Raw genomic sequence first — 24,225 nt, forward strand, 5'->3', positions numbered from 1 at the left:
GCGCAGCGCCTGCCGGAGCGGCGCGGTGACGTGGTCCTGGCCGACGACCTCCGCGAAGGTCTCGGGCCGGTAGCGGCGGTACAGGGCTGTCGTCACCCCAGAACTCTAGAGGGGACGGGCGACATCCCGGGACCCGCCCGACGCCCCCTGGGGACGGCGCGGGACCGCACCCGACGCCACCGAACGGGTGAACCGGCCACGACGCCCCGCCCGTGGCGGATGCCGGGCGGGATGCTGGGCCGACGGCCGACCGGAGGGGGCACGACGTGCGGGTGCTGCTCGACCAGGAGGTCCGCGTCGACCACTGCTGGGTGTTCGTGGTCCCGGAGGACGACGAGGACCTCGACCTGCGCGCGTCGTGGGCGGGGATGCGCATCGGGCTGCTCGGCGCAGGGGACCCGGGCGCCCTGTCGCTGACGACCGCCCTGCACCTCGGCGAGGTGCCCGTGCGGATCGAGCTGCACGACACCGCGCCCGACGTCGCGCCGGTGTGGGAGGAGGTCGTCGAGACCTCGTTCCGGACCGAGGACGCGGCGTACGCGCTCGCGACCGCCGACGACCGGATCGGCATCGACCTGCCGCGGGACGTCGACCTGCGGGTGCGGTGCTGCGCGACCGGTGTCGACGCCGCGTACGACGGCACCCGGGGACCGGGCGACCCGGAGCTGGACCGGTACCTCCTCCAGCTCTGGCCCGCCCCGCCGGCGCCGGACGCGCTGCTCCGCGTCACCGGTGAGCGCGCCCGGTACGCGCACGAGCGCGCCCGACGCGACGCAGCCGCGCACGACGCGACGCCACCGGGGGCGACCTCGGAGCAGCAGATCCGCGCCGAGGCCCGCGCGCGCGCGCAGGCGGTCCTCGACCCCGTGGCGCCGGGCCGCCCGGCCGCACCCCGCCCGCTGTAGCCCGCACGCTGCAGCCCGCCCGCTGCAGCCCGGGGGGCGGCCGCCGGCGCCCGCGGCGCCTGACGCGTCACGCACGCGTCACCGCGTCCCACATGCCGGACGCGAAGTTCCATCTCGCGAGACGGCTCGCTACGTTGCCGCCATCGCGGACCGCCCCCGGTCCGCCCCGGACGCCCGAGGAGGAGGCAGCACGATGCGCGAGCACGCCACGACCACCTGCCGCCCCTCCATGTGCGCCGGCGCGCAGGCGGTCGCCTGTCGCTGTACCGCCACGGCCTGACCGCGAGCGGCACCGGCGGCCGACCGGCCGCCACCCGGGCCCGTCCCGGCCGCGCCGCGCGTCCCGCGCCGGCCCCGCGCACCGCGCCGCACCACCCCGCTCCGCGCCCCGCCGGCCGCCGCCGGTGAGCAGCGCCCGCCGCACGACCGGCCGCGAGCCCCGCGCGCACCCCGCACCACCCCCGACCCCCGCAGCACCCCCGACCCGGCACGTCCCCCGCCGGGCCCACCCGAGAGGCACACCCCCATGAAGCGCAGACTGACCGCCTGGATCGCCGCGATCGCCGCCACCGCGTCGCTCGCCGCCTGCGCGTCCGGCGGCGGCGAGAGCTCGGCCGGGGCCACCGCGACCGCCGACGCGGACAACCGCGTCACGGTCCGCGTCGGCGTCACCGACAAGGCCCAGGAGTACTGGACGACGTTCACCGACCTGGCCGCGGACGAGGGCATCGACGTGGAGCTGGTGAACTTCACCGACTACACGCAGCCGAACCCGATCCTCAGCTCGGGCGACCTGGAGCTCAACCAGTTCCAGCACCTGCTGTACCTGGCCAACTACAACGTGAACTCCGACGACGACCTGCAGCCGATCGGCTCGACCGCGATCTACCAGCTCGGTCTGTACACGACCAAGGGCTACGCGACGCCGGAGGACGTCCCGGCCGGCGCCGAGATCGCCATCCCGAACGACGTGGTCAACCAGGCGCGCGCCCTGCTGGTGCTCCAGTCGGCCGGCCTGATCTCCCTGGTCGACGGCGGCAACGCGTTCTCCACGCCGGCCGAGGTCGACGAGGCCGCGTCGAAGGTCAAGGTCGTCCCGGTGGACGCCAACCAGACCGCCGTGCAGCTGCAGAGCCTGGACGGCGCGATCATCAACAACAACTTCGCGACCGACGCGGGCATCGACCCCACCACGGCGATCTACTCCGACCTCGAGGACACCGACACCGCGCGGCCGTACCTCAACCTGTGGGTGGCCCGGGCCGAGGACGCCGACAACCCGGTGTTCCAGCAGCTCATCGAGATCTACCACTCGCCCGAGGTCACCGACCAGCTGGTGGAGGAGAACGGCGGCACCGCGGTGGTCGAGGACGTGCCGGCCGAGGAGCTCCAGGCCGACCTGGCCGACCTCGAGGACCTGGTCCGCGAGAACGCCTGAGCACCGCGCCCGACCGACGGCGCCGGCCCCGCGACGGGGTCGGCGCCGTCGGCGCGCGAGCAGCCTCCCGGGCGGTCCGCACCCCCGCTCGGTGGCGGGACCGGGGCGCCGGTGGCACCGTCATCTCACGGCACCCGGGTGCCGTGAGACCCGCGGACGCGGCGCTCCCGGCGGGTGCTAGGGTCGCCCGCGTCCGCCCCCACCCAGGGACAGGAGTCGAGCACGTGAGCACCCACGCCGCTTCCGAGCGCCGCGCGCAGCCGATGCGCGCCATGGCCGGGGCGTCCTGCGGGCTCATGTGCTGTCGCCAGCGAATGTGCTGACGCTGCACCCTCGCAGCACGGCTCTCCCGCGGCGGACGTCCCGTCCGGCCCGACGCTCCTGACGAGCGGACCGGCCCGGCCGGACCCCACCTCCCGGCCCTGACGCCGACGGCCCCGCGCCGTCCGGCCCGGGGGCCCGCCGCCGGACAGCCCACCCCGGCGCCGCGGCCTGGCCGCACGCCACCGCCCCGCGGGCCCGGCCACCGGCCCGCGCGGGGGCCCGCCACGAGCCGAGCCCCCCGCCCAGATCCACCGGAAGGCAGCACCACCATGAAGCGCAGACTGACCGCCGCCCTCGCCGCCCTCGCCGTGGGCGCCCTGGCCGCCTGCTCCGGCGGCGAGCCCGCGGCCGCCCCGACCACCGCGGACCCGGACAACCCGGTGACCGTGCGCGTCGGCGTGACCGACAAGTCGAAGGCCTACTGGACGACCTTCACCGACCTGGCGGCCGAGGAGGGCATCGACGTCGAGCTGGTGAACTTCACCGACTACCAGCAGCCGAACACCGTGCTCAGCGAGGGCCAGCTGGAGCTGAACCAGTTCCAGCACCTGCTGTTCCTGGCGAACTACAACGTCAGCGCCGACGACGACCTCGCGCCCATCGGCGCGACCGTCATCTACCAGCTCGGCCTCTACACGACCAAGGGCTACGCCTCGCCGGACGAGATCCCGGACGGCGGCGAGGTCGCGATCCCGAACGACCCGACCAACCAGGCGCGCGCGCTGCTCGTGCTGCAGTCGGCCGGCCTCATCTCGCTGAAGGACGGCGGCAACGCGCTGTCCACCCCGGCCGAGATCGACCAGGCCGCCTCCCGGGTCACGGTCGTCCCCGTCGACGCCAACCAGACCGCGATCCAGCTCCAGGACCTGGACGCGGCGGTCGTCAACAACAACTTCGCGGCGGACGCGGGCATCGACCCGACCACGGCGATCTACTCCGACCTCGAGGACACGGACACGGCCCGCCCGTACGTGAACATCTGGGTCGCCCGGGCCGAGGACGCCGACAACCCGGTGTACGCGGAGCTCGTCGACATCTACCACCGCGACGAGGTCATCGGGCAGCTCCTGGAGGAGAACCAGGGCACCGCGGTCGAGCAGGACCTGAGCCCCGAGGAGCTGCAGACCAGCCTCACGGAGCTCGAGGACCAGGTCCGCGACGCCGGCTGACGCACACGGTGCGCCGGGCGGCCCGCGGGTCGCCCGGCGCACGACCGCCCGCCGGCGCGACGCCGGCACCCGCCACCCGCACCCGCGGGCGACCCCCACCCCAGGACGGTGACCCGATGACCGCGATGGTCTCCCTGCGCGACGTGTCGAAGGTGTTCGACGGGACCTCAGGTCCCGTCCGCGCCGTCGACGGCGTCACGCTCGACATCGAGCGCGGCGACGTGTTCGGCGTGATCGGCTACTCCGGCGCCGGCAAGAGCACGCTGGTCCGGCTGATCAACGCGCTCGAGACGCCGACCTCCGGCCAGGTGGTGGTCGACGGCACCGAGCTCACCGGGCTCTCCGAGCGCGGCCTGCGCCCCGCGCGCGCCGGGATCGGCTTCATCTTCCAGCAGTTCAACCTGCTGAAGTCGCGCACGGTCGCCGCGAACGTGGCGTACCCGCTGCGGGTCGCGAAGTGGCCCAAGGCCAAGCGGGAGGCCCGCGTGCGCGAGCTGCTCGAGTTCGTCGGCCTGTCCGACAAGGCCAAGCAGTACCCCGACCAGCTGTCCGGCGGGCAGAAGCAGCGCGTCGGCATCGCCCGGGCGCTCGCGACGTCGCCCGCCCTGCTGCTCGCCGACGAGGCCACCAGCGCCCTCGACCCCGAGACCACCAAGGACGTGCTCGACCTGCTCCGCCGGGTCAACCGGGAGCTCGGCGTGACGATCGTCGTCATCACGCACGAGATGTCGGTCGTCTCGTACCTGTGCAACAAGGTCGCGGTCATGGAGCACGGCAAGGTGGTCGAGGAGGGCGACGTCTACCGCGTGTTCGCGGAGCCCTCCCAGCCGATCACCCGCCGGTTCATCGGCGCCGCGCTGCACGACCGCCCCCGGCCCGACGTGGTCGCCCGGCTGCGCGAACGGCACACCGGACGGATCGTCACGATCGCGGTCCGGGAGAGCGAGGCGACCGCCGGCATCATCATCACCGAGCGCCTGCGCGCCCACGGGATCGACGGGCACGTGGTGTTCGGCGGCATCACCGAGGTGAACTCCCGCCCGCTCGGCTCGCTGACCTTCGCGCTCGAGGGCCCGGACGCCGCCATCGACGCGTTCCTCGCGGACCTGCGCGCGCACACCGAGGTGATCGAGCACGCCCCCGACGGCGACGATGCCGGCCCCGCGACGAAGGAGGTGGGCGCGTGAACTCCAACGGCGTCTCCCTGTGGCCCGAGCTCTGGCAGGCGCTCGGCGAGACCCTGCAGATGGCGATCGCCGCCCTGGCGATCGGCGGCCTCGCCGGCCTGCTGCTCGGCATCGCGCTCTACGTGACCCGCTCGGGCAACATCCTGGCCAACCGGCCGGTGTTCGTGGTGCTCAACGTGCTGGTCAACATCGTCCGGCCGATCCCGTTCATCATCTTCATCACCGCGGTCCGGCCGCTGACCCAGGCGCTCACCGGGGCGTCCTACGGCGTCGAGGCGGCGATCCCGGCCCTCGCGATCATGGCGACGTTCGCGACCTCGCGCATCGTCGAGCAGAACCTCGTCGCGCTGGACCCCGGCGTGATCGAGGCCGCGCGCGCGATGGGCGCCGGGCCGCTGCGGATCATCGCGACCGTGATCGTCCCCGAGACGCTCGGCCCGCTCATCCTGGGCTTCACGTTCCTGTTCGTCGGCATCGTCGACATGACGGCCGTCGCGGGCGCGATCGGGGCCGGCGGCCTCGGCGACTTCGCGATCGTCTACGGGTACCAGCGGTTCAACGACGTGGTCACGTGGACCGCCGTCGCGGTGATCGTGGTGATGGTCCAGCTCGCCCAGCTCCTGGGCAACACCCTGGCCCGCCGCGTGCTGCGCCGCTGACACGCGGCGCCGCGTCCGCCGAGATAGGACCTGCCCGGCGAGATAGGACCGTCTCCGGTCCTCTCTCGACCGGGCGGTCCTCTCTCGGCGATCAGATGAGGCGGGTCAGAGCTTCTTGCCCGGGTTGAGGATGCCGCGGGGGTCCAGGACCGCCTTGATGCCGCGCTGGATCGCCAGGACGCGCTCGCCGAGCTCGCCCGCCAGGGCGCCGCGCTTCTCCGTGCCGATGCCGTGCTCGCCCGTGACGGTGCCTCCGAGGGCGACCGCCAGGCCGAGGATCCGCGCGTGCGCCTCCGCCGCCGCGGCGACCTGCGCCGGGTCGGCGGGGTCGAACGCGATCACCGGGTGCAGGTTGCCGTCGCCGACGTGCCCGCCGGTGCCGATCGGCAGCCCGACCTGCGCGGAGATGTCGCCGAGCCGCTCCAGCAGCTCGGGCAGCCGGGTGCGCGGCACCGCGACGTCCTCGTTGATGCTGCCGCCGCGGACCGCGCGCATCGCCGGGTTGAACGCCCGCCGGGCGCGCAGCAGCGCGTGCAGCCGCTCCTCGTCGTGCGCGACGTCGACCGTCAGCGCCCCGTGCCCGCGCGCGATCGCCTCGTACGCCGCGACGTCCGCCACGCCGCCGGCGGCCTCGTCGGTGATCGCCAGCAGCATCGCCTCCGCGCCCGCGGGCAGCCCGGCGTCCGGGTCGTAGGCCACCAGCGACGCCAGCACGACGCCGTCCAGCAGCTCGAGCGTCGACGGGCGGTGCGGGCTCGCGATGATCGCGTTCGCCGCCTCCAGCGCGTCGGCGACCGTGGCGAACGTCGCGCACACGCCGCGGTCCGGGCCCGGCGCCGGCAGCAGGCCCAGGGTCGCCTCGGTGACGACCGCGAGCGTGCCCTCCGACCCGACGACCAGGCCCGTGAGGTCGAGCCCGGCCACGGCCTTGACGGTCTCCGGCGACGTCCGGACGACCTCCCCGTCGGCCAGCACCACCTCCAGCGACCGCACGAAGTCCCGGGTGACCCCGTACTTCACGCAGCGCATCCCGCCGGCGTTGGTCGCGATGTTGCCGCCGATGGTGCTCTGCGCGTACGACGCGGGGTCCGGCGGGTAGAACAGCCCGCGCGCGGCCACCGCGTCGACCAGGTCCTTCGTCACCACGCCCGGCTGGACGACGGCGACCTGGTCGACCGGGTCGATCCGGCGGATCTCCGCCATCCGGGCGGTCGACAGCAGGATCGCGCCCGGGACCGCGTTGGCCCCGCCGGCGAGCCCGCTGAGCGCGCCCTGCGGCACCACGGGGACGCCGTGCGCGTGCGCGGCGCGGAGCACGGCGGACACCTCGGCGGTGGTCGACGGCTGCACCAGGGCGACCGGGTCGCCGGTCGGCGGGGTCGCCGAGCCGTCCTGGGCGCGGCCGCGCAGGGCCTCGGGGTCGGTGACCAGCGCCTCGGCGGGCAGCGCGGCGCGCAGGTCGGCGAGGACGGCCGCGAGCGCGGCGGCGTCCGGCGCGCTCGGGCCCGGGCCGGCGGGACCGGGGTCGACCGGGGTGCGGGTCGCGGTCACGGCAGCCTCACGTGCTCGGGGGTGAGCTCGGCCAGCGACCGCACGCCCAGCAGGCGCAGGGTCCGGGCGATCTCGGTGGTCAGGATCGTCCCGACCCGGTCGACGCCCCGCTCGCCGCCCGCCATCAGGCCGTACAGGTAGGCGCGGCCGAGCATCACGGCCCGCGCGCCGTGCGCCACCGCCGCGACGACGTCCGCCCCGTTCGAGAAGCCCGTGTCGACGTACACCTCGGCCCGGTCGCCGAGCGCCTGCACGGTGTCGGGCACCAGGGTCAGCGGCACCGGCGCCCGGTCGAGCTGCCGCCCGCCGTGGTTCGACAGCACGACGGCGTCCGCACCCGCCCCGACCACGCGCTCCGCGTCGGCGACGGTCTGCACGCCCTTCACCACCAGCGGGCCGTCCCAGTGCTCGCGCACCCACGCCAGGTCGGCCAGCTCGACCGTCGGGTCGAACATGTGCGCCGCGAGCTCCTCGATCGTGCCCTGCCAGGAGTCGAGCGTCGCGAACCGCAGCGGCTCGGTGGTGAGGAAGTTCAGCCACCACGACGGGTGCAGCGCGCCGTCGACCACCGTCTTCACCGACAGCGCGGGCGGGATGCTGAAGCCGTTCCGGTTGTCCCGCAGCCGCGCACCGCCCACCGGGACGTCGACCGTGATGACCAGCGCCTCGTAGCCGGCCGCCTTCGCGCGCGCCATCAGCTCGGTGGACGCGCCGCGGTCCTTCCACACGTACAGCCCGAACCAGTTCCGGCCGTCCGGCGCGGCGGCGGCCAGGTCCTCGATCGACGTCGTGCCCATCGTCGACAGCGTGTACGGGACGCCGGTGCGGGCCGCGGACCGGGCGACGGCCCGCTCGCCCTCGTGCTGCATCATCCGCGTGAAGCCGGTCGGGGCGTACAGGAACGGGGCCGCCGCGCGGCGGCCGAGGACGGTCGTCGACAGGTCGACCTCGCCGACGTCGCGCAGCACCGACGGCCGGAACTCGACGTCCCGCAGCACCCGGCGCGCGCGGCGCAGCGACACCTCGGCCTCGGCGGCGCCGTCCACGTAGTCGAAGACCGACCGCGGGGTGCGGGCCCGGGCGATCGTGCGCAGGTCGCGGACCGTGTACGCCCGGGACAGCCGGCGGGCCACCGGGTCCAGCTCGAGCGGACGCATCCGCAGCAGGGGCCTGAGCTCGGACCAGGTCTGCAGCCGTCGCCGCACGTGTCGCCTCCTCGCCGGTGGGCCCGGCGGCTCCGGGCCCCGCCCGGGCACGGTAGCCCGGCGGGCCGGGCGCGGGCGGGGGCGTCTCAGCCCGCGACGCGGCGGCGCCGCGGCGGGTGCGGGCCGGGGCGAGCCGGGCGGTCAGCCGCCGGCGGCGGCCTGCGTCGGCTCCGCGCGCCCGGCGGCGTTCTGGTGCGCGCGCTCGTTCGCGTTCGCCGCGGGCCCGGTCGCCCCCTCCGTCGCGCCCGGGCCGTCGTCGGTGGCCGTTCCGTCGCCGGTCCCGGGGTCGGCGACGCCGGGATCCGTCGCGCCGGGTCCGCTCGCGCCGGGGCCGGTCGTCGTCGGGCCGGTCTCGACCCGGTCCGCGGCACCGGCGCCCGCCGGCGCGGCCGGGCCGCCCCCGTCCGGGCCACCCGCGTCCGGACCGGCCGCCGCGCCGTCACCGGTCGACGACGGCCCGCCCGAGCCCGCCACGACGGTCACCGCGCTCGCGCCCGACGCGTCGGCGACGGACGCACCCGTGCCCGACAGGCTGGCGTCGGTCGCCGCCCCCTCGCCGACCGGCGTCGCGGCGGCCTCGTCCGACGGGGCCGACGGCCCCTGCGACACCCCGCCGGGCTCCTGCGTCGTCGCCGCCGGGTCCGCCGCGGGTGCGTCGGGCGCCAGCGCGCTCGCGGCGACCACCAGCGCGGCCGCGACGCCGAGCGCCGCGGTCCCGACCACCACGCCGCGTCGCCGCCGGCCCGCGGAGGGCGCGACCTCTCCTGAGCCGACCGGTCCTGCGGGCCCCGCCGCCCCCGCCGAGTCCCCGGCACCGGCACCGGCGCCGGCGTCCGGCTCCGGCCGCAGCCCGAGCAGCCGGGGGTCGACGCCGAGCGTGGGGGCGTCGAGGTCGTCGTCGAGCTCCGCCGCGAGCCCCGCGCCGAGCGGCCCGTCGGGCAGCGGCCCGCTCGGGTGCTGCTCGAGCGCCCCGGCCTCCGCCGGCCCGGCCGCCCCGGGCAGCGAGACGGTCCCCAGCGGCACCGCCGCCGCGCCGATGTCCCCGGCCACCGGCCCGACGCCGAGCGCGCCCGGCCGCAGCAGCGCGCGCAGCTCCTCCGCCGCGGCCGTCGCCGTGAGCCGGTCCAGCGGGTCGAGCGCCGTCATCGCCCCGATGAGCTCCGCCCACCGCGGCCCGAACCGCTCGGGCAGCGGCACCGGCCGGTGCAGGCGCGCCACCGCGGAGGTCAGGGCGTCGCCCGGGAACGCGCGCTCGGCGGTGAGGCACTCGACCAGCACCAGGCCCAGCGCGTACACGTCGGACGCGGCCGTGAGCCGGCCGCCGGTCGCCTGCTCCGGGCTGAGGTAGGACGGGGTGCCCAGCAGCTCCTGGGTCGCGGTCGCGGTCTCGTCGGCGCGGACGCGCGCGATGCCGAAGTCGGTCAGCTTGGTCCAGGAGCCGCCGACGCCGGACCGGCCGGCCGGCGGCAGCAGGATGTTGCCGGGCTTCACGTCGCGGTGCACGACGCCCTCGTCGTGGATGTACGCCAGCGCCTCGGCCACGTGCACGCCCACCAGGGCGGCGTCCTCGGCGGACAGCGGCCCCTCCGCGAGCCGGGCGGCCAGCGACGGGCCGCGCACCAGCTCCATGACCAGGAAGTCCTGCACCTCGCCGCCGGGCAGCTCGGTGGTGCCCGCGTCGAGCATCATCACCAGGCCCGGGTGGCCGAGCCGGGCGAGCAGCCGCATCTCGGCGCCGTGCCGCTCGTCCTCGTCCTGCCCGGCCGGGGACGGGTGGAACACCTTCACGGCGACGTCCCGGGCCAGGACCCGGTCGTGCGCGAGGTAGACCTCCGCCATGCCGCCGCGGCCCAGGCGCTCCCCGACGGTGTACCGCCCGCCCAGCACCGTGCCGGCGGGCAGCGCATGGTCCCGGGGCCGGAGTCCACCCCCGGGCACGACGCCGAGGGCAGGCGCGGTCGCCTGCTCGAGATGGTCACCCATCGACGAACCTCCCCGACGTGAGGTACCAGGATCACCGGGGACCCTCGCACGCGCGCGTCGAGACGGGTGACGTCACCTGCACGGGCGACGGGGCGCGGCGGCGTGCGGACGGCGCTCGCCCCGCCCCTGGCGGCGCTCAATCGGGCCTGACCTGCGTCTCCGCCAGGACGGAGCGCAACAGCGGGCGGCTCGTCTCCGTCGCCCCCAGGACCAGCAGGCAGCCGGCGGTGAGGCACGTCACGAGCAGCAGGAGCCCGCTCGGGTCGGTCACGCCCGCCACCCCGAACACGGGCGACATCATCACCACCGCCGTCGCCGCCGACCCGACCGCCACCAGCAGCATCGGCACCAGCACCTCGCGCCGCCGCACGGAGTCGAGCAGGGCCACCGGCGTGCCCGCGAGCACCTGCAGCGCGTACTCCCGGCGCCGGTCCAGGACGGTCGCCGCCTGCGTGATGCCCGCCGAGGCGGCCGCCACCAGGAACGTGATCGCCAGCGTGAGCAGGGCGCCCCGCATGAGGTCGCCGGTGAACGTCCGCATCTCCGCGACCTCGGCCGCCGACGCGCCGTCGCCCGCCGACCCCGAGGCCAGCAGCGGCACCACCGCGAGCGCCCCGGCCACGAAGCCCGCCAGCCCGAGCCCGCCGACGACCCGCCACGTCCCGCGCGGGTCGTCCACCAGCCGGCGCGCGGCGAGCAGCTGCGCCGGCGTCCGCGCCCGCCGCACCCGCAGCCGGCCGACCAGCCCGAGCGCCCACGGCCCGATCAGGTTGAGCGCCGCGAACCCGAGCGCCAGCGACCCGATGGCGAACGCGATCGCGAACGCCCCGAGCTGCCCGAGCACCAGCGTCACGACCATGAACAGCCCCATCGCCACCAGCGCGAGCACCGCCCGCACGGCCCGCATCCCGGGCGGCGTCTGGCGGCGGGCCACCCCGAGCGGCGACACCACGACGCGGCGCAGCGACACGACGCCGCTGACGACGGCAAGCACCGGCACCACCGCGCACGCCGCGGCCAGGACCGGCCAGCCGACCCAGAGCTCGCCGGCGGAGAACGTCGACCCCTGGAACGGCACCCGGGTCCACACCGGCAGCAGCGCGGCGTACCCCGCCGCGCCGACCACGGCGCCCACCAGCCCCTGCCAGGCCGTCTCGACGACGGTCAGCGCGACCACCTCGCGGGGCGTGACGCCGAGCAGCCGCAGGGTCGCCAGCCGGGCGTCGCGCCGCGCGACCCCGAGCCGGGCCGCCGAGCCGCCGAGCGTCAGCAGCGGCACGACGAGCAGCACGACCGCGGTCCAGGCGAAGACCACGTACGAGTCCCCGTACTCGCGCTGGTAGGCGTCCGCGGGATCGGCGGCGCGGCCGGCGAACCCCAGCAGGCCGCCGACGACGGACAGCGTCAGGGCGGTCATCACGGCGAACGACGCCACCGCGAGCGCGGTCGTCAGCCGGCCGTCCCGGCCGCCCGCGCGGCGCAGCCGGGGCGCGAGGGCGAGCACGGCGCTCATCGGGCGCTCCCCTGCGGGACGCGGCGCTCGTCCGCGACCACGCGGCCGTCGCGGACCTCGACCCGCCGGCCGCACCACGCCGCCACGCCCGCGTCGTGCGTCACCACGACCAGGGACGCGCCCGCGAGCCGGGTCGTCTCCGTCAGCACCCGCATCACCTCGTGCCCGGTCGCCTGGTCCAGAGCACCGGTCGGCTCGTCCGCGAACACCACCTCCGGCCCGGTGATCAGCGCGCGGGCCACCGCGACCCGCTGCGCCTGGCCCCCGGACAGCTCCCCGGGGCGCCGGCCCTCCATGCCCGCCAGGCCCAGCGACGCGAGCCACCGGCCCGCCAGCTCCGTGGCCTCCCGGCGGGACGTGCCCAGCAGCATCGGGGCCAGCGCGACGTTCTCGATGGCCGGCAGCTCCGCGAGCAGCTGGCCGAACTGGAACACGAACCCGTACTGCCGCCGGCGCACCAGCGAGCGCTCCCGCTCGTCGAGGTCGTGCAGCCCGCGCCCGGACAGCGCCACCGTCCCCGCGTCGGGGACGAGGATGCCCGCGAGGCAGTGCAGCAGCGTCGACTTGCCGGAGCCGGACGGGCCCATCACGGCGACCGACTCGCCGGGGGCGACGTCCAGGTCGACGCCCGCGAGCGCCGTCGTCGCGCCGAACCGCTTCACGAGGCCGCGGGCGGACAGCCGGGGGCCGGGGGTGCTGATCGTGCTCATGCCGCCAGCGTCCCGCCGGGCCGGGCGTCGGCGCGTCGGACCGCGGTCGCGTCCTCGCGGGGCGCGGGCTGCGACCGGGGGCGGAGGCGGGGCAGCGGGTCCGACCGGGGACGGACGACCTCCGGGCGACCTGCGGGTGTCCGCAGCCGGGCTGTCGCGCGGTCGCGCCCGGGCATGCAAGGACCCCCCGCACACCCGCCAGAGCTCACCTGCCCTTGCTGCCTTCCGGCCCTGGGGGGGTTCAGCGAGATGACGCCGCACGAGGGGTCTGCCCCCAGCCTAACCCAGACGGGGCCCGGGTCCCGCCGCGTCACGGCCCGCGCGACTGCCGGTCGACGCCCGATCGGGGCACCGGATCACCCGCGCCCGGGGTGCAGCACCGCCGCTGACCTGTCGATACGGCACAGTGCGGCCAGACGTCCCACGACTCGCGCCGCGCCCCCTCGACCCCCGGCGGCCCGTCCGCCCCCTGCGAAAGGCTCCCGCGTGGCCACCGTCGACCAGACCCTCACGACCGCCATGTCCATCGAGGGCGCGACCGCCGTCGCCCTCGTCGACTTCGACTCCGGGATGCTCCTCGGCTCCGCCGGCGGCGGCATCGACCTGGACCTGGCCGCGGCCGGCAACACCGACGTGGTCCGCGCCAAGTTCCGCACCCTGGCGTCGCTCGGCCTGTCCGACGGCATCGAGGACATCCTCATCACGCTGACCACCCAGCTGCACCTGATCCGCCTGCTGCAGAGCGCGCACGGCCAGGGCCTGTTCCTCTACCTGGTGCTCGACCGCAGCCGCGCGAACCTCGCGATGGCCAGGCGCCAGCTGCTCAACCTCGAGCGCGACCTCGACCTCTGAGCCCCACCGCCCGACCGCACCCCGCACCGAGCCCGCCCCCGCACGAGGAGGACGCCGCGGCATGATCATCCGCCAGAACGGCCTGCAGGTCGCCGCCACGCTGCGGCACGCCGTCGACGGGATCCGTCGCGTCCTCCTCGTGCAGCGGGACGGGACGCCGTTCAGCGACGACGGCCCGGAGGACGACCGCGACCGGCTCGCGGCGCTCGTCGTCGCGTGCGTCGAGATGGCGCACCACACGGCCGCGGGCGCGTCCCTCACCGGCCTGGCGACGTGCACCGTCCGGACCGACGACGGCGCCGTGGTCGCGACGCCCGTGGGCGACCGGTTCGCGCTCGCCGTCGTCACCGAGCCGACCGTGAACCTCGTGCTGCTGCAGCGCGTCCTGGCGCCCCAGGTCGCGCACCTGCTGGCGCTCGACGGCGCCTGACCGGAGGGCGCCTCAGCGCACGCGGTGGCGCACGGTCGCCGTCGCCCGGGGGCGACGGACCGGACCGGCAAGCCGGCCCGGCGCGCCCGGGTCCCGCTCGAGCCGTCGGACGCCCGCGGGCCGGCGCGGCACGGCGGGACGCACCAGGGCCTCGCGGACGACGTCCGCGCCGACGTTCTCCGCGAGCAGCAGGAGCGTGCTGACGAACGCGGGCGTGCTCAGCCGCCCCTCGTCCCGCAGACCGCGCAGCCACGGCACGGTCAGCGCGACGGCCCCCGGGTCCGTCGGGATACCCAGCACCTCCCGGCCGAGCTCGAACGCGCCCTCCACAGGGTGCGCGAGCCTCGTGCCGCGGACGACCTCCTCGAGGCCTTGACCGGATCGCCCCGCGAGGAGCAGCACGGGCGCCGCGCACTCCCGCGCGTCGGAGTACCGGAGCAGAGCGCTGACCCGGAGGTCGTCGCGTCCGAGGTCGATCCTGGACCCCAGCTCCTCGCGGCACTCCCGCAGCGCCGCGCCGACGACGTCCACCATGCCGTCGGCATCCACGTCCGCCGGGACGCCGTGCCGCGGACGGAGCTCGATGTTGCCGTTCGCCGCGCTCCCGTACTGCTCCGGGTACACCGCGACGTCGGACGCCCGCTGCGGGAGCACCACGTAGCCGTCCGCCGTCACGAGGCCGATGGTCACCGGCAGGTGGTCCGCGCGGACCGACGGCTCGCCGGACCAGGTCCGCGCGTCGTCCTCGGGTGTCCCCGCCAGCCGGTTGGTCACCAGCCAGGTGACGAAGGTCGTGCGCTCCGTGAGGAGGTGCAGCCGGCGGGTCGGGCCGGCGGCGTCCGCCTCCACTCGCCAGCCGAGGAGGCGCGGGAGCTCACCGTTGTACGTGTCGGGGTGCTCGGCAGCCAGCGCGCACGCGGACGCCACGGCGCGAGCGTGGAGCCTGGCCCGCGCGGGCTCCGGGAGGCCCGACCAGTGGTCCTCCAGGGCGCCGAACGGCCCGAACGCCCCGTGCCGCGTGGGCCTCGCCGAGACCCGCACCTCGTCGAAGGCCCGTCGCTGAGCGGTCCGGGCGGCGGGGTCGGGCGTGCACCACGCCGGCCCCGCGAGCACCTCCACCCCGTCGAGGTCGATCCCCGCGGACACGCCGGCCGGCGTCGGCAGCGCGACGGCCTGCGCCGAGAGGAAGCCCGAGTCGTCGTCCAGCAACGACGCGACCCGACCGGCGCGCTCCACCTCCTGCGTCGCCAGCTCCGACGACCCCAGGGCCGCCCACACGGAGACCTCGAGCGTGCGGGCGTACCTGCGCAGGGCGTCGGCGAGCGGACCGGTCAGCTCGGGACGGCTCCAGGTCAGCGGTGCCGCACGCCCGCTCTCTGCGCCGTGCAGCAGGTCGCTGAGCCACTGGATCTCGCCCGCGGGGTCCCAGCGCTCCTCGTGCGTCTCGGCCGACTCCAGACGCGCCACGCACGCACGCTCGAACCGGATCCTGGCGAGCGGACCGCGACCCGCGACGAGGGGTGCCAGCGCCCTCGCCCTCGCCGAGCCGATCACCATGACCCGCAACCGTCCGCCGACGACCGCCACGGCGACGACGCCGACCAGCGTCAGGACGCTGCACAGATCCGCGACCACTCCGAGGGCCTCGGCCCAGCCCGCTGCTCCCGCCTCCACCGCACTCCCCGAACCCTGCCGCCACGTCGGACCGGGCGACCCTGCCCTTCCATCGGCGCCGAGACATGCAAGATGACCGCTTCACGCGCCGCCGGGGTCGTCCAGCCGGCGCAGGTAGCGCTCCGGCGCGGCCAGGAAGCCGCGCCAGGACAGCACGAGGTCCGCGTCCTCCCACGCGGTCTCGCGCAGGCCCCAGTCCCCCACCTCGACCACCCGCGCGCCGGGGAGCGCGGCGAGCAGCGGCGAGTGCGTCGACAGCACCACCTGCGCCCCGCCCGCCAGCAGCCCGCGCAGGTGCGCGAGCAGCGCGAGGCAGCCGGTGAACGACAGCGCCGACTCCGGCTCGTCGAGCACGTACAGCCCGCGCCCGCGCATCCGGGACACGGCGAGCTCCATGAACGACTCCCCGTGCGACATCTCGTGGAACGCCGTGTCGGGCGGCCCGCCGAGCCGGGGGTTCTCCTCCAGATAGGTGTAGAACCCGTGCATCGTCTCGGCGCGCAGGAAGAACCCGCGCCGCGACCCGCCCGCCCCGCGCTCCAGCGACAGGTGCCGCCACAGCGCCGACTCCGACGCCCGCGTCTCCGCCCGCGCGCCCGTGGAGCCGCCCTCCGCGCCCATCCCGAAGGCCATCGCCAGCGCCTCGACGAGCGTCGACTTCCCGGCGCCGTTCTCCCCCACCAGCACCGTCGCCGGCCCGAGGTCCCAGCCGTCGCGCAGCACCTGCGCCACCGCGGGGACGCGGGCGAACCACGCGCCGCCCGGGACCGGCTCGCGGTCGTCGGCGCGCAAGCGGCGGACGGGGAGGGCGGGACCGGTCAGGGGCACGCGGGACAGCCCACCACACCGGGCCGACAGGCGCGCCGGGCGGACGTGTCCGACCCGGTTACCGAGCACGGCTCCGGCTCGGGTACCCTCTTACGGCCGGGAGGATTCGCCTAGTGGCCTATGGCGCACGCTTGGAAAGCGTGTTGGGTTAACGCCCTCGGGGGTTCGAATCCCCCATCCTCCGCAGGTCGAAGGGCCCGTCACCGCGTCAGCGCTGGTGACGGGCCCTTCGTCATGCCCCGGACGGGCCGGTCACTCCGTCCCGTCGGTGTCCGTCGTCCCCTCGTAGAGCCCGATCTCGTTGCCCTCGGTGTCGACGAACACGGCCCACCAGCTCGTCTCGCTGATCTCCGCCTTGGGCCGCACCACTCGCCCGCCGAGCTCGGTCACCTGGCGCAGCGTGTCGTCGATCGAGTCGACCTCGACGTACGACCGCGGCCGGTCGAAGTTCTCGTCCCGCGGCGCGAGCCCGCCGCCGCTGATCTTGTTCGGCGCCTGCCACATCGGGTACCCCTCGTAGCCCGGGTACTCCTGGATCTGCCAGCCGAACAGGGCGCCGTAGAAGCCCTTCGCCCGGTCGACGTCGTCGACCGGGATGTCGATGTGCGTGATGTCCCCGTGTGCCATGCCCAGACCCCCGCGACGGGCGACCCCGCGCCGCTGCGGGATCGACTGCGCCCAGCGTACGACCGGCCCCCGACACGAGATCCGGCCCGCTCGTCAGCCCTTCTTGCGGGGCGCCGCGCCGATGGAGCGCAGCCGGCGCGCCGCCACCGCGAGCTGCACGTCGCGGTACTGCGCCGCGCGGTGCATCTGGCCGCGCAGGTCGCTGCCGGAGGGGCGGTGCCGCAGGTCGCAGGGCACCTCGACGGCCACGAACCCCTTGCGCAGCAGGTCGATGGTCATGCCGGTCTCGACGCCCCAGCCGCGGGCGAGCGGCGTGGCGGCCTCGAAGGCCTCGCGGGTCAGGCAGCGCATGCCGGACAGCGGCTGGGTCGGGGTCCAGCCGGTCAGCGACTGGATCGCGCGCCGGGCGGCGCCCACGACGATGCCGCGGCCGCCGGCGCCGGGCTGCGGGGGCAGCAGCGCGATGGATACGTCCGCGGTGCCCTCGAGCACCGGCGGCACGAGCGGGGCGGTGTTGACCGCGGTGTCGCCCAGGTCGCCGTCGATGAACAGCAGCAGGCGCGGCGGTCGGTCCGGGGCGTCGCGCATGGCGACGACGGCGGCGCCGGTCTCCATGGCGGCGGCCTTGCCGCGGTTGTGCGAGTGCCGCACGACGACCGCGCCGGCCTCGCGCGCGACGTGCTGGGTGTTGTCCTCGGAGCCGTCGTCGACGACGAGCACGAGGTCCACGTTCGGGATCGCCCGCGCGGAGCGGACGGTGGCCGCGATCCGGCGGGACTCGTCCTTGGCGGGGATCACGACGGCGACGCGCTGCCGGGAGCGCCCGGTGCGGGCGGTGGTCGTGGGCGCCTCGAGCGGCGCGGGCTGCTGCGGCTGGGGCCGCCGGGGCTTGCGCGGGGCCGTCGCCTCCGCCCGGGCAGGGCGGTCGTCGACCGATCGCTCCTCGGTCCTGTCCTCCGCCTCGCCCGTCACGCGGATCAGCCTATCGATCCGGCCGGGCCCCGCGCGCCGTCCGGGCCCGGACACGCGGACGCTGCACACGACGGTCACACGGGCGGCGCGGCGCCGTCACCAGCGGGTCCGCCGGGCACCGGGCGCCGGGGACGGCGCAGGCCGCCCGCGACGCGACCCGGGGGTGCGTCGCGGACGGCCTGCGGCGGCGTCAGCGGAGCGTGACCTGCCGGGCGACGATGCCGGCGCGGGCGCGGCGGGCGTTCGCGTCGAGCGGCTCGGTGTCGGCCAGCGCGGCGGCGAACCGCGGCGCGAACTCGGCGACGGCCGGCTCGATGTCCTCGGCCTCGCTGCCACGGGCCAGCTCCCACACCGGGACGACGAGGCCGTTGGACCGGAAGTAGCCGATGAACTTGGCGCCGTCGAAGCCGGACTCGCGGCGGCCGTGCAGGCGCGCGAGGCCGTCGATGACCTGCTGCTCGTCGTGCGGCTGCGCCCAGCGCAGGTACTCGCGGGAGCCCATGCGGACCCAGTACGCGGCGTCGACGGCGGCGAGCTTGGTGGTGTCGACGACGCCCGCGTCGGCCTCCTCGATGGCGGCCTTCAGGTCCGGCGTCATCTCGGTGTCGGCGGCGACCCAGTAGGCGAAGCTCTCCTCGACCGTGACCTCGAAGGGCACAGTGAGGTCGAGCACGTCCTGCAGGCGCGGGCCGGGGCCGGCCAGGCCGGAGTTCTGCACGGCCGTGCCGGGCTCGGAGTCGAGCGCCTCGAGCAGCGCGGCGGCGAGGTCGCGGCTCGCGTCGCCGGAGCCGCCCACCACCTGCAGCGCGAGCAGCACGACGCCGTCCGCGCGGTGCAGCGCGGCCCAGCCGTCGGGCAGCACGGTGGTGACCGTGATGTCGCGCGCGCCGTGCTCGGCGTTCGTGCGGGCGGTCGCGGTGGCGGCGGGCACGAGCTCGCGCAGGGCGACCCAGTCGGGCTCGCCGGGGAGGCCCTCGAAGGGGCGCAGCACGAAGTCGACGGAGGAAGAGGCCATGCGCACCAGGCTACCGGGCCGGTCGGGGCCGGGGACGGACGGGACCCGCCGCCCGCTCGACCAGCCGCGCGGGGGCCGTCGGTGGCAGGATCGGCCCATGGACCCGCGTGCCGGAACCCGTGCCCAGCCCTCCGACCTCGTGGACGTCGACGCGATGCTCGCCGCGTACCACGACCGCCGCCCCGACCTGGAGGACCCCGCGCAGCGCGTGGTGTTCGGCACCAGCGGTCACCGCGGCTCGAGCCTCGACGGCGCCTTCAACGAGGCGCACATCGTGGCGATCACCGCCGCGATCGTGGAGTACCGCCGCAGCCAGGGCACCGACGGCCCCCTGTTCATCGGCCGGGACACCCACGGCCTGTCCGAGCCGGCCTGGCGGACGGCGCTGGAGGTGCTCGCGGCGGCCGGCGTCGAGGTGCGCGTCGACGCCCGCGACTCCTGGACCCCGACGCCCGCCGTGTCGCACGCGATCCTGCTGCACAACGGCGCGGCGACGTCCGAGGGCGTGCGCGCCTCGGGCCCCGGCCTGGCCGACGGCATCGTGGTGACCCCGTCGCACAACCCGCCCCGCGACGGCGGCTTCAAGTACAACCCGCCGCACGGCGGCCCCGCGGGGTCCGAGGCGACGACGTGGATCGCGAACCGCGCCAACGAGCTGCTGGCGAGCGGCGTGGACCGGGTGCCGCGCGTCGGCGTGGACGCCGCGCTCGCCGCGGACACCACCCGCAAGCACGACTTCCTCGGGGCGTACGTCGACGACCTGGCGCACGTGCTGGACCTGGACGCGATCCGGTCGGCGGGCGTGCGGATCGGCGCGGACCCGCTCGGCGGGGCGTCGGTCGAGTACTGGGGCGCGATCGCGGAGCGCTACGGCCTGGACCTCACGGTCGTGAACCCGACGGTCGACCCGCAGTGGTCGTTCATGACCCTCGACTGGGACGGCAAGATCCGGATGGACTGCTCGTCCCCGTCGGCGATGGCCTCGCTGGTCACCGCGATGCAGGGCGACTCGCCGTTCGACATCGCGACCGGCAACGACGCGGACTCCGACCGGCACGGCATCGTCACGCCGGACGCCGGCCTGATGAACCCCAACCACTACCTGGCCGTGGCGATCGGCTACCTGTACGCGGGCGCCCGCCCGGGCTGGCCCGCGGACGCCGCGATCGGCAAGACCCTGGTGTCGTCCTCGCTGATCGACCGGGTCGCGGGCAGCCTCGGCCGCCGGCTGCTCGAGGTGCCGGTCGGGTTCAAGTGGTTCGTGCCCGGCCTGCTCGACGGCTCCGTCGGCTTCGGCGGCGAGGAGTCCGCCGGCGCGTCGTTCCTGCGCAAGGACGGCACGGTGTGGACCACCGACAAGGACGGCATCATCCTGGCGCTGCTCGCCTCGGAGATCCTCGCGACGACCGGCAAGTCGCCGTCCCAGCACCACGCCGACCTCGTCGCCGGGTTCGGCGAGTCCTGGTACGCCCGGGTCGATGCGCCGGCGACGCTCGAGCAGAAGGCCACGCTCGCGAAGCTGTCGCCGGAGCAGGTCACCGCGACGACGCTCGCGGGCGAGGACATCACCGCGAAGCTCACCTCCGCGCCGGGCAACGACGCGGCGATCGGCGGCCTCAAGGTCACGACCGAGAACGCCTGGTTCGCGGCCCGGCCGTCCGGCACGGAGAACGTCTACAAGATCTACGCCGAGTCGTTCGTGAGCCCGGAGCACCTGGCGCAGGTGCAGGAGGCCGCGAAGGACGTCGTGTCGGACGCCCTGGGCGGCTGACCGCGACGCGCCGGCCCGACTCCCAGGAGCCGGGCCGGCGCGGGGCTCACACCTCGGCGACCGGCAGGCACACCCGGGTCACCCAGGCGGCCGGGTCGGGCTCGGTGGCCGGCCCCACCACGTACACGTTGCGCATCGGGCCGGCGACCCGCAGGCCGTGGGCGGCGATCCACTCGCCGAGGGCGGCCATCACCCCGCTGACGCCGTCGTACGGCCCGCGGAGCTCGGCGACCACGGCGTCGACGGGCGGCTCCTCGACGTAGCGCACGCCGTCGGTGCCGGGGAACTCCCCGGTCACGTCGAGCTGGACCTCGACGTCCGGGTCGCGGTCGACGAATCCCTCGTCGTGGAACACGGCGACGGCGGACGCCTCCGGCGCCGGGACGACCCCGGAGGACCCGAGCGCCGCCCCGAGGCGCTGCCAGAGCAGCCCCTCGTCGTCGTACGCCGGGATGACGGCCCGCAGCGACGCGACGCGGCGCGCGGGCAGGGTGGTGCGGACGGGGTTCGTGGACATGACGGGTCCTTCCAGGTCGGCGAGGAATCGGTCGATGTCCGACAACCGGCCCTCGGCGAGGGCGAGCTCCGCCGCCGCCGCGCGCCGCCGCTCGAGCAGCACCGCCCGCAGCCGCGCCACGTCGTCGAACGGGGCGCAGGCCGCGAGGTCGGCGATCCCCACCCCGGCGTCCCGCAGCGCCCGGATGCGTCCGGCCGTGCGCAGCAGCGCGGGGTGGTAGCTCCGGTACCCGCTGAACGGGTCGACCCGGGTGGGCGGCAGCACGCCGTGCTCGTCGTAGTGGCGCAGCATGCGGATGCTCAGCATCGAGAGGCGGGAGAACTCGCCGATCGTGAGGAGCCGGGTGTCGGACATGTCCACGACCCCACACCCTGCCACCGTGTCAGGGTCCAGCCGGGTCGACGAAGTCGGTCTTTCCGGGACGTAGGTCCCGTGGCTAGCGTGGCGGGACGGACTCGGTCGCGCCGCCACCCGGCGGCAGCCGCCGCGGGGCGAGCCGGAGCGGGGCACACGCGCCCCGTCCGACCGGAAGGACGTCCGCCTGATGAGCAACACCCCCGTCGTCGTCATCGGAGCCGGGTTCAGCGGCCTGGCCGCCGCCCGCGAGCTCCGCGCGCAGGGTTTGGAGGTGGTCGTCGTCGAGGCGCGGGACCGGGTCGGCGGCCGCGTCAGCACCCGGCGGCTCGACGGGGGGCTGCAGATCGACCTGGGCGGCCAGTGGATCGGCCCGACCCAGACCCGGATGTACGAGCTCGCCGCGGAGCTCGGCGTCGACCTGTTCCCGCTGCAGGAGGTCGGCGCGGCCGTCGTGCACCAGGGCGGTGAGCGCCTGGCCGCGCCGTCGGCGGCCGCAGCCGCCGTGCTCGAGCGGGTGGACGCCCTCGCCGCGACCGTCGACCTGCGAGCCCCGGAGCGCACGCCGGACGCCGCGGCGCTCGACAAGCAGACGCTGCACACCTGGCTCCGCGGCCAGACCGACCCGGGGACCGCGGCGTACCTCGGGCGCGTGCTGGCCGGCGGCCTGCTCGCGAAGGACGCCGGGGAGGTGTCGGTGCTCCAGATGCTGTTCTACGTGCGCAGCGGGAACGGCACGGCGTCGCTGCTGGCGACCCGCGGCGGCGCGCAGCAGGACCGGGTGTTCGGCGGGCCGGCCGCCCTCGTCGAGCGGATGGCCGACGCCCTCGGGCGCCAGCACCTGCGGCTGGGGTTCGCCGTGACCGGGCTGACGCTCGACGGCGACGACTGGCTGGTGCGCGCCGCCGACGGGCGGGTGCTGCGCGCCCGTCGCGTGGTGGTGACGGTCCCGCCGGCCGTGCTGCTGGGGGTGCGGGTGTCGCCGCCGCTGCCCTCGCCGACGCGGCGCGCGCTCGCCTCGATCACCCCGGGCCTGGCGATGAAGTACCACGCCGTCTACCCGACCCCGCTGTGGCGGGAGCACGGCCTGTCCGGCGTGTTCACCACCGACGCGGGCTGGATCACCGAGGCGGTGGACAACTCCGTCCCCGGCGACGCGCGCGGCGTGCTGACGTTCTTCACCTACGGCGACGAGACGGTCGCCCTCGGCGCGCTGCCGGCCGAGCAGCGCCGGGAGCTGCTGCTCGCGGAGCTCGTGGAGCGCGTCGGAGACGCCCGGATCGCCGAGCCGGCCGACTTCGTCGAGTTCTCCTGGGAGGACGAGGCCTACACCGGCGGCTGCTTCTCGGGCAGCTTCGCCGTCGGCACGATGCACCGGTGGGCGGCCGCACTGCGGGAGCCCTGGCGCGGCCTGCACCTCGCGGGGACCGAGACCGCCGACGTGTGGAACGGGTACTTCGAGGGGGCGGTGCGCGCCGGCGAGCGGGAGGCGCGGCGCGTGGCCGAGGACCTGGGCGAGGTGCGCGCGGGAGGCTGACGGCCGGGCAGGTCCGGGCGGCTGGCTCCGGGCGGACCGGCCGACGGGCTGAGGCCGACGACGCCCGGCCGCCCGGCCGCGCCCGCCCACGCTCGGCGCGCGGGCGGCCCGCGGCGCGCCTAGCGTGGGCCGTCCACCCGCAGCGAAGGAGCAGTGATGAGCGAGGACGTCACGCCGTTCCCCGAGGACTCCCCCGACGCCCTGACCGAGCCCGACGTGGACGAGATCCGCGACGAGGAGGTCTCGGACGAGGAGGTCGCCCGGTCGATGCCGGACGCCAGCCCGTCCGACCAGGACCCGGGCTCGTACCTCAACCCCTGAGACCGCCCGCCGCGCCGGGCCTCGGCTACGACCCGGCGCGGCGGCGCGACACCCGCAGCGCGAGCACCAGGGCGAGCGGCGCCACCGACTCCGCGCCCGCCACCGCGCGCTCCGCGAGGCCCTCGACCGGCCCGCCGGACGCCGCCTCCGCGACGAACCAGCCCAGCAGCCCGAGCAGGACGGCCGTCGCCGGCACCGCGACGGCGGGGCGCACCGGCCACGGACCGCCCCGGCGCGCCGACGCCGCGGGCCACAGCGCGAGCGCCCCGAACGCCACCGCCGCGGCGATCCCGTGGGCCTGCGGGACCCGGTCCAGCGGCAGCAGCCCGACGGCGGCCGTGGCGACGCCGCCGAGCGCGAGCCCGAGCCGGCCGACCCGCGGGACCCCGCGCAGCCCGGCCGCGGTCGCGACGTGCGCGGCACCGGTGAGCAGCAGGCCGGCGGTCATCACGCCGGGGTGCGGCACGTCCGCGGTGGCGAGCTCGCTGATCGTGCCGGCGACCGGGTCGAACCCCGGCGCCAGGGCTTCCGCCAGCAACCAGCCGCCGACCATCGCGACCGGTGCCGCGACCGCCGACGCGACCGTCCAGGGGCGGGGCGCCGCCGCGCGCGGGTCGGCGAGGGCGCGCAGGCGGTGGGGCATCGCCGCACGCTAGCCCGGGCGCGCGACGCCCGCGCGCGGG

Annotated in this window: 22 protein-coding genes, 1 tRNA gene and 1 other RNA gene; 11 read left to right on the plus strand and 13 right to left on the minus strand. The window is 76.3% G+C overall.

The features are described from left to right. Positions 1-266: 266 nt before the first annotated feature. The 5 genes from VER05_RS00995 to VER05_RS01015 all read left to right on the plus strand — a co-directional run bounded on the left by VER05_RS00995 (position 267) and on the right by VER05_RS01015 (position 5,682). Positions 267-905 carry a hypothetical protein gene (locus VER05_RS00995; protein WP_324843541.1) on the plus strand — a complete coding sequence of 213 codons (639 nt, stop codon included), beginning with the start codon at positions 267-269 and terminating at the stop codon, positions 903-905. Between the two features lie 526 nt (positions 906-1,431). Then, positions 1,432-2,343, plus strand: a complete 912-nt coding sequence (locus VER05_RS01000) for a MetQ/NlpA family ABC transporter substrate-binding protein (protein WP_324843542.1) — start codon at positions 1,432-1,434, stop codon at positions 2,341-2,343. A gap of 593 nt (positions 2,344-2,936) precedes the next feature. After that, positions 2,937-3,836: a MetQ/NlpA family ABC transporter substrate-binding protein gene (locus VER05_RS01005; RefSeq protein ID WP_324843543.1), complete on the plus strand. Its 900-nt coding sequence runs from the start codon at positions 2,937-2,939 to the stop codon at positions 3,834-3,836. A gap of 116 nt (positions 3,837-3,952) precedes the next feature. Further along, positions 3,953-5,023 carry a methionine ABC transporter ATP-binding protein gene (locus VER05_RS01010; protein ID WP_324843544.1) on the plus strand — a complete coding sequence of 357 codons (1,071 nt, stop codon included), beginning with the start codon at positions 3,953-3,955 and terminating at the stop codon, positions 5,021-5,023. Positions 5,024-5,082: 59 nt separating this feature from the next. Next, the gene (locus VER05_RS01015; RefSeq protein WP_414647530.1) at positions 5,083-5,682 is read left to right on the plus strand and encodes a methionine ABC transporter permease; all 600 of its coding nucleotides are present in this window, start codon (positions 5,083-5,085) and stop codon (positions 5,680-5,682) included. A gap of 105 nt (positions 5,683-5,787) precedes the next feature. On the opposite strand, the gene VER05_RS01020 is transcribed toward VER05_RS01015, so the two are convergent. The 6 genes from VER05_RS01020 to ffs all read right to left on the minus strand — a co-directional run bounded on the left by VER05_RS01020 (position 5,788) and on the right by ffs (position 12,916). Continuing rightward, a complete protein-coding gene (locus VER05_RS01020; protein WP_324843546.1) occupies positions 5,788-7,233 on the minus strand; it encodes an FAD-binding oxidoreductase in 1,446 nt (481 codons plus the stop codon). Beyond that, positions 7,230-8,438: an alpha-hydroxy acid oxidase gene (locus tag VER05_RS01025; protein WP_324843547.1), complete on the minus strand. Its 1,209-nt coding sequence runs from the start codon at positions 8,436-8,438 to the stop codon at positions 7,230-7,232. Before VER05_RS01025 ends, VER05_RS01020 begins: the two co-directional genes overlap by 4 nt. A 141-nt stretch (positions 8,439-8,579) precedes the next feature. After that, positions 8,580-10,421: a serine/threonine-protein kinase gene (locus VER05_RS01030; protein WP_324843548.1), complete on the minus strand. Its 1,842-nt coding sequence runs from the start codon at positions 10,419-10,421 to the stop codon at positions 8,580-8,582. Positions 10,422-10,557: 136 nt separating this feature from the next. Then, entirely contained in the window at positions 10,558-11,934 is a 1,377-nt protein-coding gene (locus VER05_RS01035; protein ID WP_324843549.1) for an FtsX-like permease family protein, read from the minus strand. Beyond that, entirely contained in the window at positions 11,931-12,644 is a 714-nt protein-coding gene (locus tag VER05_RS01040; protein ID WP_324843550.1) for an ABC transporter ATP-binding protein, read from the minus strand. The genes VER05_RS01035 and VER05_RS01040 overlap by 4 nt, the downstream gene beginning before the upstream one ends. Positions 12,645-12,819: 175 nt before the next feature. After that, an RNA gene (gene ffs, locus VER05_RS01045) (signal recognition particle sRNA small type) lies at positions 12,820-12,916 on the minus strand. Between the two features lie 214 nt (positions 12,917-13,130). Here ffs and VER05_RS01050 point away from each other — a divergent pair. Both VER05_RS01050 and VER05_RS01055 read left to right on the plus strand, forming a co-directional pair. After that, the gene (locus VER05_RS01050; RefSeq protein ID WP_324843551.1) at positions 13,131-13,496 is read left to right on the plus strand and encodes a hypothetical protein; all 366 of its coding nucleotides are present in this window, start codon (positions 13,131-13,133) and stop codon (positions 13,494-13,496) included. Between the two features lie 61 nt (positions 13,497-13,557). Next, on the plus strand, positions 13,558-13,926 hold the full coding sequence (locus VER05_RS01055; protein WP_324843552.1) for a roadblock/LC7 domain-containing protein: 369 nt from the start codon (positions 13,558-13,560) through the stop codon (positions 13,924-13,926). 12 nt (positions 13,927-13,938) lie between these two features. Here the strand turns inward: VER05_RS01055 and VER05_RS01060 are convergent, their stop codons facing one another. Both VER05_RS01060 and VER05_RS01065 read right to left on the minus strand, forming a co-directional pair. Beyond that, positions 13,939-15,393: a hypothetical protein gene (locus VER05_RS01060; protein ID WP_324843553.1), complete on the minus strand. Its 1,455-nt coding sequence runs from the start codon at positions 15,391-15,393 to the stop codon at positions 13,939-13,941. Positions 15,394-15,681: 288 nt separating this feature from the next. Next, entirely contained in the window at positions 15,682-16,392 is a 711-nt protein-coding gene (locus tag VER05_RS01065; RefSeq protein ID WP_324843554.1) for an AAA family ATPase, read from the minus strand. A gap of 135 nt (positions 16,393-16,527) precedes the next feature. Here VER05_RS01065 and VER05_RS01070 point away from each other — a divergent pair. Next, positions 16,528-16,612: transfer RNA gene (locus tag VER05_RS01070), tRNA-Ser, on the plus strand. 68 nt (positions 16,613-16,680) lie between these two features. Here VER05_RS01070 and VER05_RS01075 read toward each other — a convergent pair. From VER05_RS01075 to VER05_RS01085, 3 genes are all read right to left on the minus strand, one after another. Beyond that, positions 16,681-17,055: a VOC family protein gene (locus VER05_RS01075; protein WP_324843555.1), complete on the minus strand. Its 375-nt coding sequence runs from the start codon at positions 17,053-17,055 to the stop codon at positions 16,681-16,683. A gap of 93 nt (positions 17,056-17,148) precedes the next feature. Beyond that, positions 17,149-17,853 (minus strand): glycosyltransferase, encoded by a 705-nt coding sequence (locus VER05_RS01080; protein ID WP_324843569.1) that lies wholly within the window; start codon positions 17,851-17,853, stop codon positions 17,149-17,151. 364 nt (positions 17,854-18,217) lie between these two features. After that, positions 18,218-19,042, minus strand: coding sequence for a DUF5926 family protein (locus VER05_RS01085; protein WP_324843556.1), 825 nt, complete (start codon positions 19,040-19,042; stop codon positions 18,218-18,220). 97 nt (positions 19,043-19,139) lie between these two features. Between VER05_RS01085 and pgm the strand changes: the two genes are divergently transcribed. Further along, positions 19,140-20,813: a phosphoglucomutase (alpha-D-glucose-1,6-bisphosphate-dependent) gene (gene pgm / locus VER05_RS01090; RefSeq protein WP_324843557.1), complete on the plus strand. Its 1,674-nt coding sequence runs from the start codon at positions 19,140-19,142 to the stop codon at positions 20,811-20,813. A gap of 46 nt (positions 20,814-20,859) precedes the next feature. Here pgm and VER05_RS01095 read toward each other — a convergent pair whose 3' ends face one another. Continuing rightward, on the minus strand, positions 20,860-21,684 hold the full coding sequence (locus tag VER05_RS01095) for a MerR family transcriptional regulator (RefSeq protein WP_324843558.1): 825 nt from the start codon (positions 21,682-21,684) through the stop codon (positions 20,860-20,862). Between the two features lie 190 nt (positions 21,685-21,874). Between VER05_RS01095 and VER05_RS01100 the strand changes: the two genes are divergently transcribed. Both VER05_RS01100 and VER05_RS01105 read left to right on the plus strand, forming a co-directional pair. Continuing rightward, positions 21,875-23,221 carry a flavin monoamine oxidase family protein gene (locus VER05_RS01100; RefSeq protein WP_324843559.1) on the plus strand — a complete coding sequence of 449 codons (1,347 nt, stop codon included), beginning with the start codon at positions 21,875-21,877 and terminating at the stop codon, positions 23,219-23,221. 156 nt (positions 23,222-23,377) lie between these two features. Next, the gene (locus VER05_RS01105; protein ID WP_168216929.1) at positions 23,378-23,542 is read left to right on the plus strand and encodes a hypothetical protein; all 165 of its coding nucleotides are present in this window, start codon (positions 23,378-23,380) and stop codon (positions 23,540-23,542) included. 25 nt (positions 23,543-23,567) lie between these two features. Here VER05_RS01105 and VER05_RS01110 read toward each other — a convergent pair whose 3' ends face one another. Next, complete coding sequence (locus tag VER05_RS01110) at positions 23,568-24,185, minus strand: DUF998 domain-containing protein (RefSeq protein ID WP_324843560.1); 618 nt, start codon at positions 24,183-24,185, stop codon at positions 23,568-23,570. Between the last annotated feature and the right edge of the window lie 40 nt (positions 24,186-24,225).

It is taken from the genome of Cellulomonas sp. (assembly GCF_035634735.1).
Taxonomy (GTDB): Bacteria; Actinomycetota; Actinomycetes; order Actinomycetales; family Cellulomonadaceae; genus Cellulomonas.

Excerpts from the sequence above, each read along its gene's own strand:
- VER05_RS01000 (WP_324843542.1), top strand. The coding sequence starts at position 1,432 with ATGAAGCGCAGACTGACCGCCTGGATCGCCGCGATCGCCGCCACCGCG.
- VER05_RS01005 (WP_324843543.1), top strand. The coding sequence starts at position 2,937 with ATGAAGCGCAGACTGACCGCCGCCCTCGCCGCCCTCGCCGTGGGCGCC.
- VER05_RS01010 (WP_324843544.1), top strand. The coding sequence starts at position 3,953 with ATGACCGCGATGGTCTCCCTGCGCGACGTGTCGAAGGTGTTCGACGGG.
- VER05_RS01015 (WP_414647530.1), top strand. The coding sequence starts at position 5,083 with ATGGCGATCGCCGCCCTGGCGATCGGCGGCCTCGCCGGCCTGCTGCTC.
- VER05_RS01030 (WP_324843548.1), bottom strand. The coding sequence starts at position 10,421 with ATGGGTGACCATCTCGAGCAGGCGACCGCGCCTGCCCTCGGCGTCGTG.
- VER05_RS01035 (WP_324843549.1), bottom strand. The coding sequence starts at position 11,934 with ATGAGCGCCGTGCTCGCCCTCGCGCCCCGGCTGCGCCGCGCGGGCGGC.
- VER05_RS01040 (WP_324843550.1), bottom strand. The coding sequence starts at position 12,644 with ATGAGCACGATCAGCACCCCCGGCCCCCGGCTGTCCGCCCGCGGCCTC.
- VER05_RS01055 (WP_324843552.1), top strand. The coding sequence starts at position 13,558 with ATGATCATCCGCCAGAACGGCCTGCAGGTCGCCGCCACGCTGCGGCAC.
- VER05_RS01075 (WP_324843555.1), bottom strand. The coding sequence starts at position 17,055 with ATGGCACACGGGGACATCACGCACATCGACATCCCGGTCGACGACGTC.
- VER05_RS01085 (WP_324843556.1), bottom strand. The coding sequence starts at position 19,042 with ATGGCCTCTTCCTCCGTCGACTTCGTGCTGCGCCCCTTCGAGGGCCTC.
- pgm (WP_324843557.1), top strand. The coding sequence starts at position 19,140 with ATGGACCCGCGTGCCGGAACCCGTGCCCAGCCCTCCGACCTCGTGGAC.
- VER05_RS01095 (WP_324843558.1), bottom strand. The coding sequence starts at position 21,684 with ATGTCCGACACCCGGCTCCTCACGATCGGCGAGTTCTCCCGCCTCTCG.
- VER05_RS01100 (WP_324843559.1), top strand. The coding sequence starts at position 21,875 with ATGAGCAACACCCCCGTCGTCGTCATCGGAGCCGGGTTCAGCGGCCTG.
- VER05_RS01105 (WP_168216929.1), top strand. The coding sequence starts at position 23,378 with ATGAGCGAGGACGTCACGCCGTTCCCCGAGGACTCCCCCGACGCCCTG.
- VER05_RS01110 (WP_324843560.1), bottom strand. The coding sequence starts at position 24,185 with ATGCCCCACCGCCTGCGCGCCCTCGCCGACCCGCGCGCGGCGGCGCCC.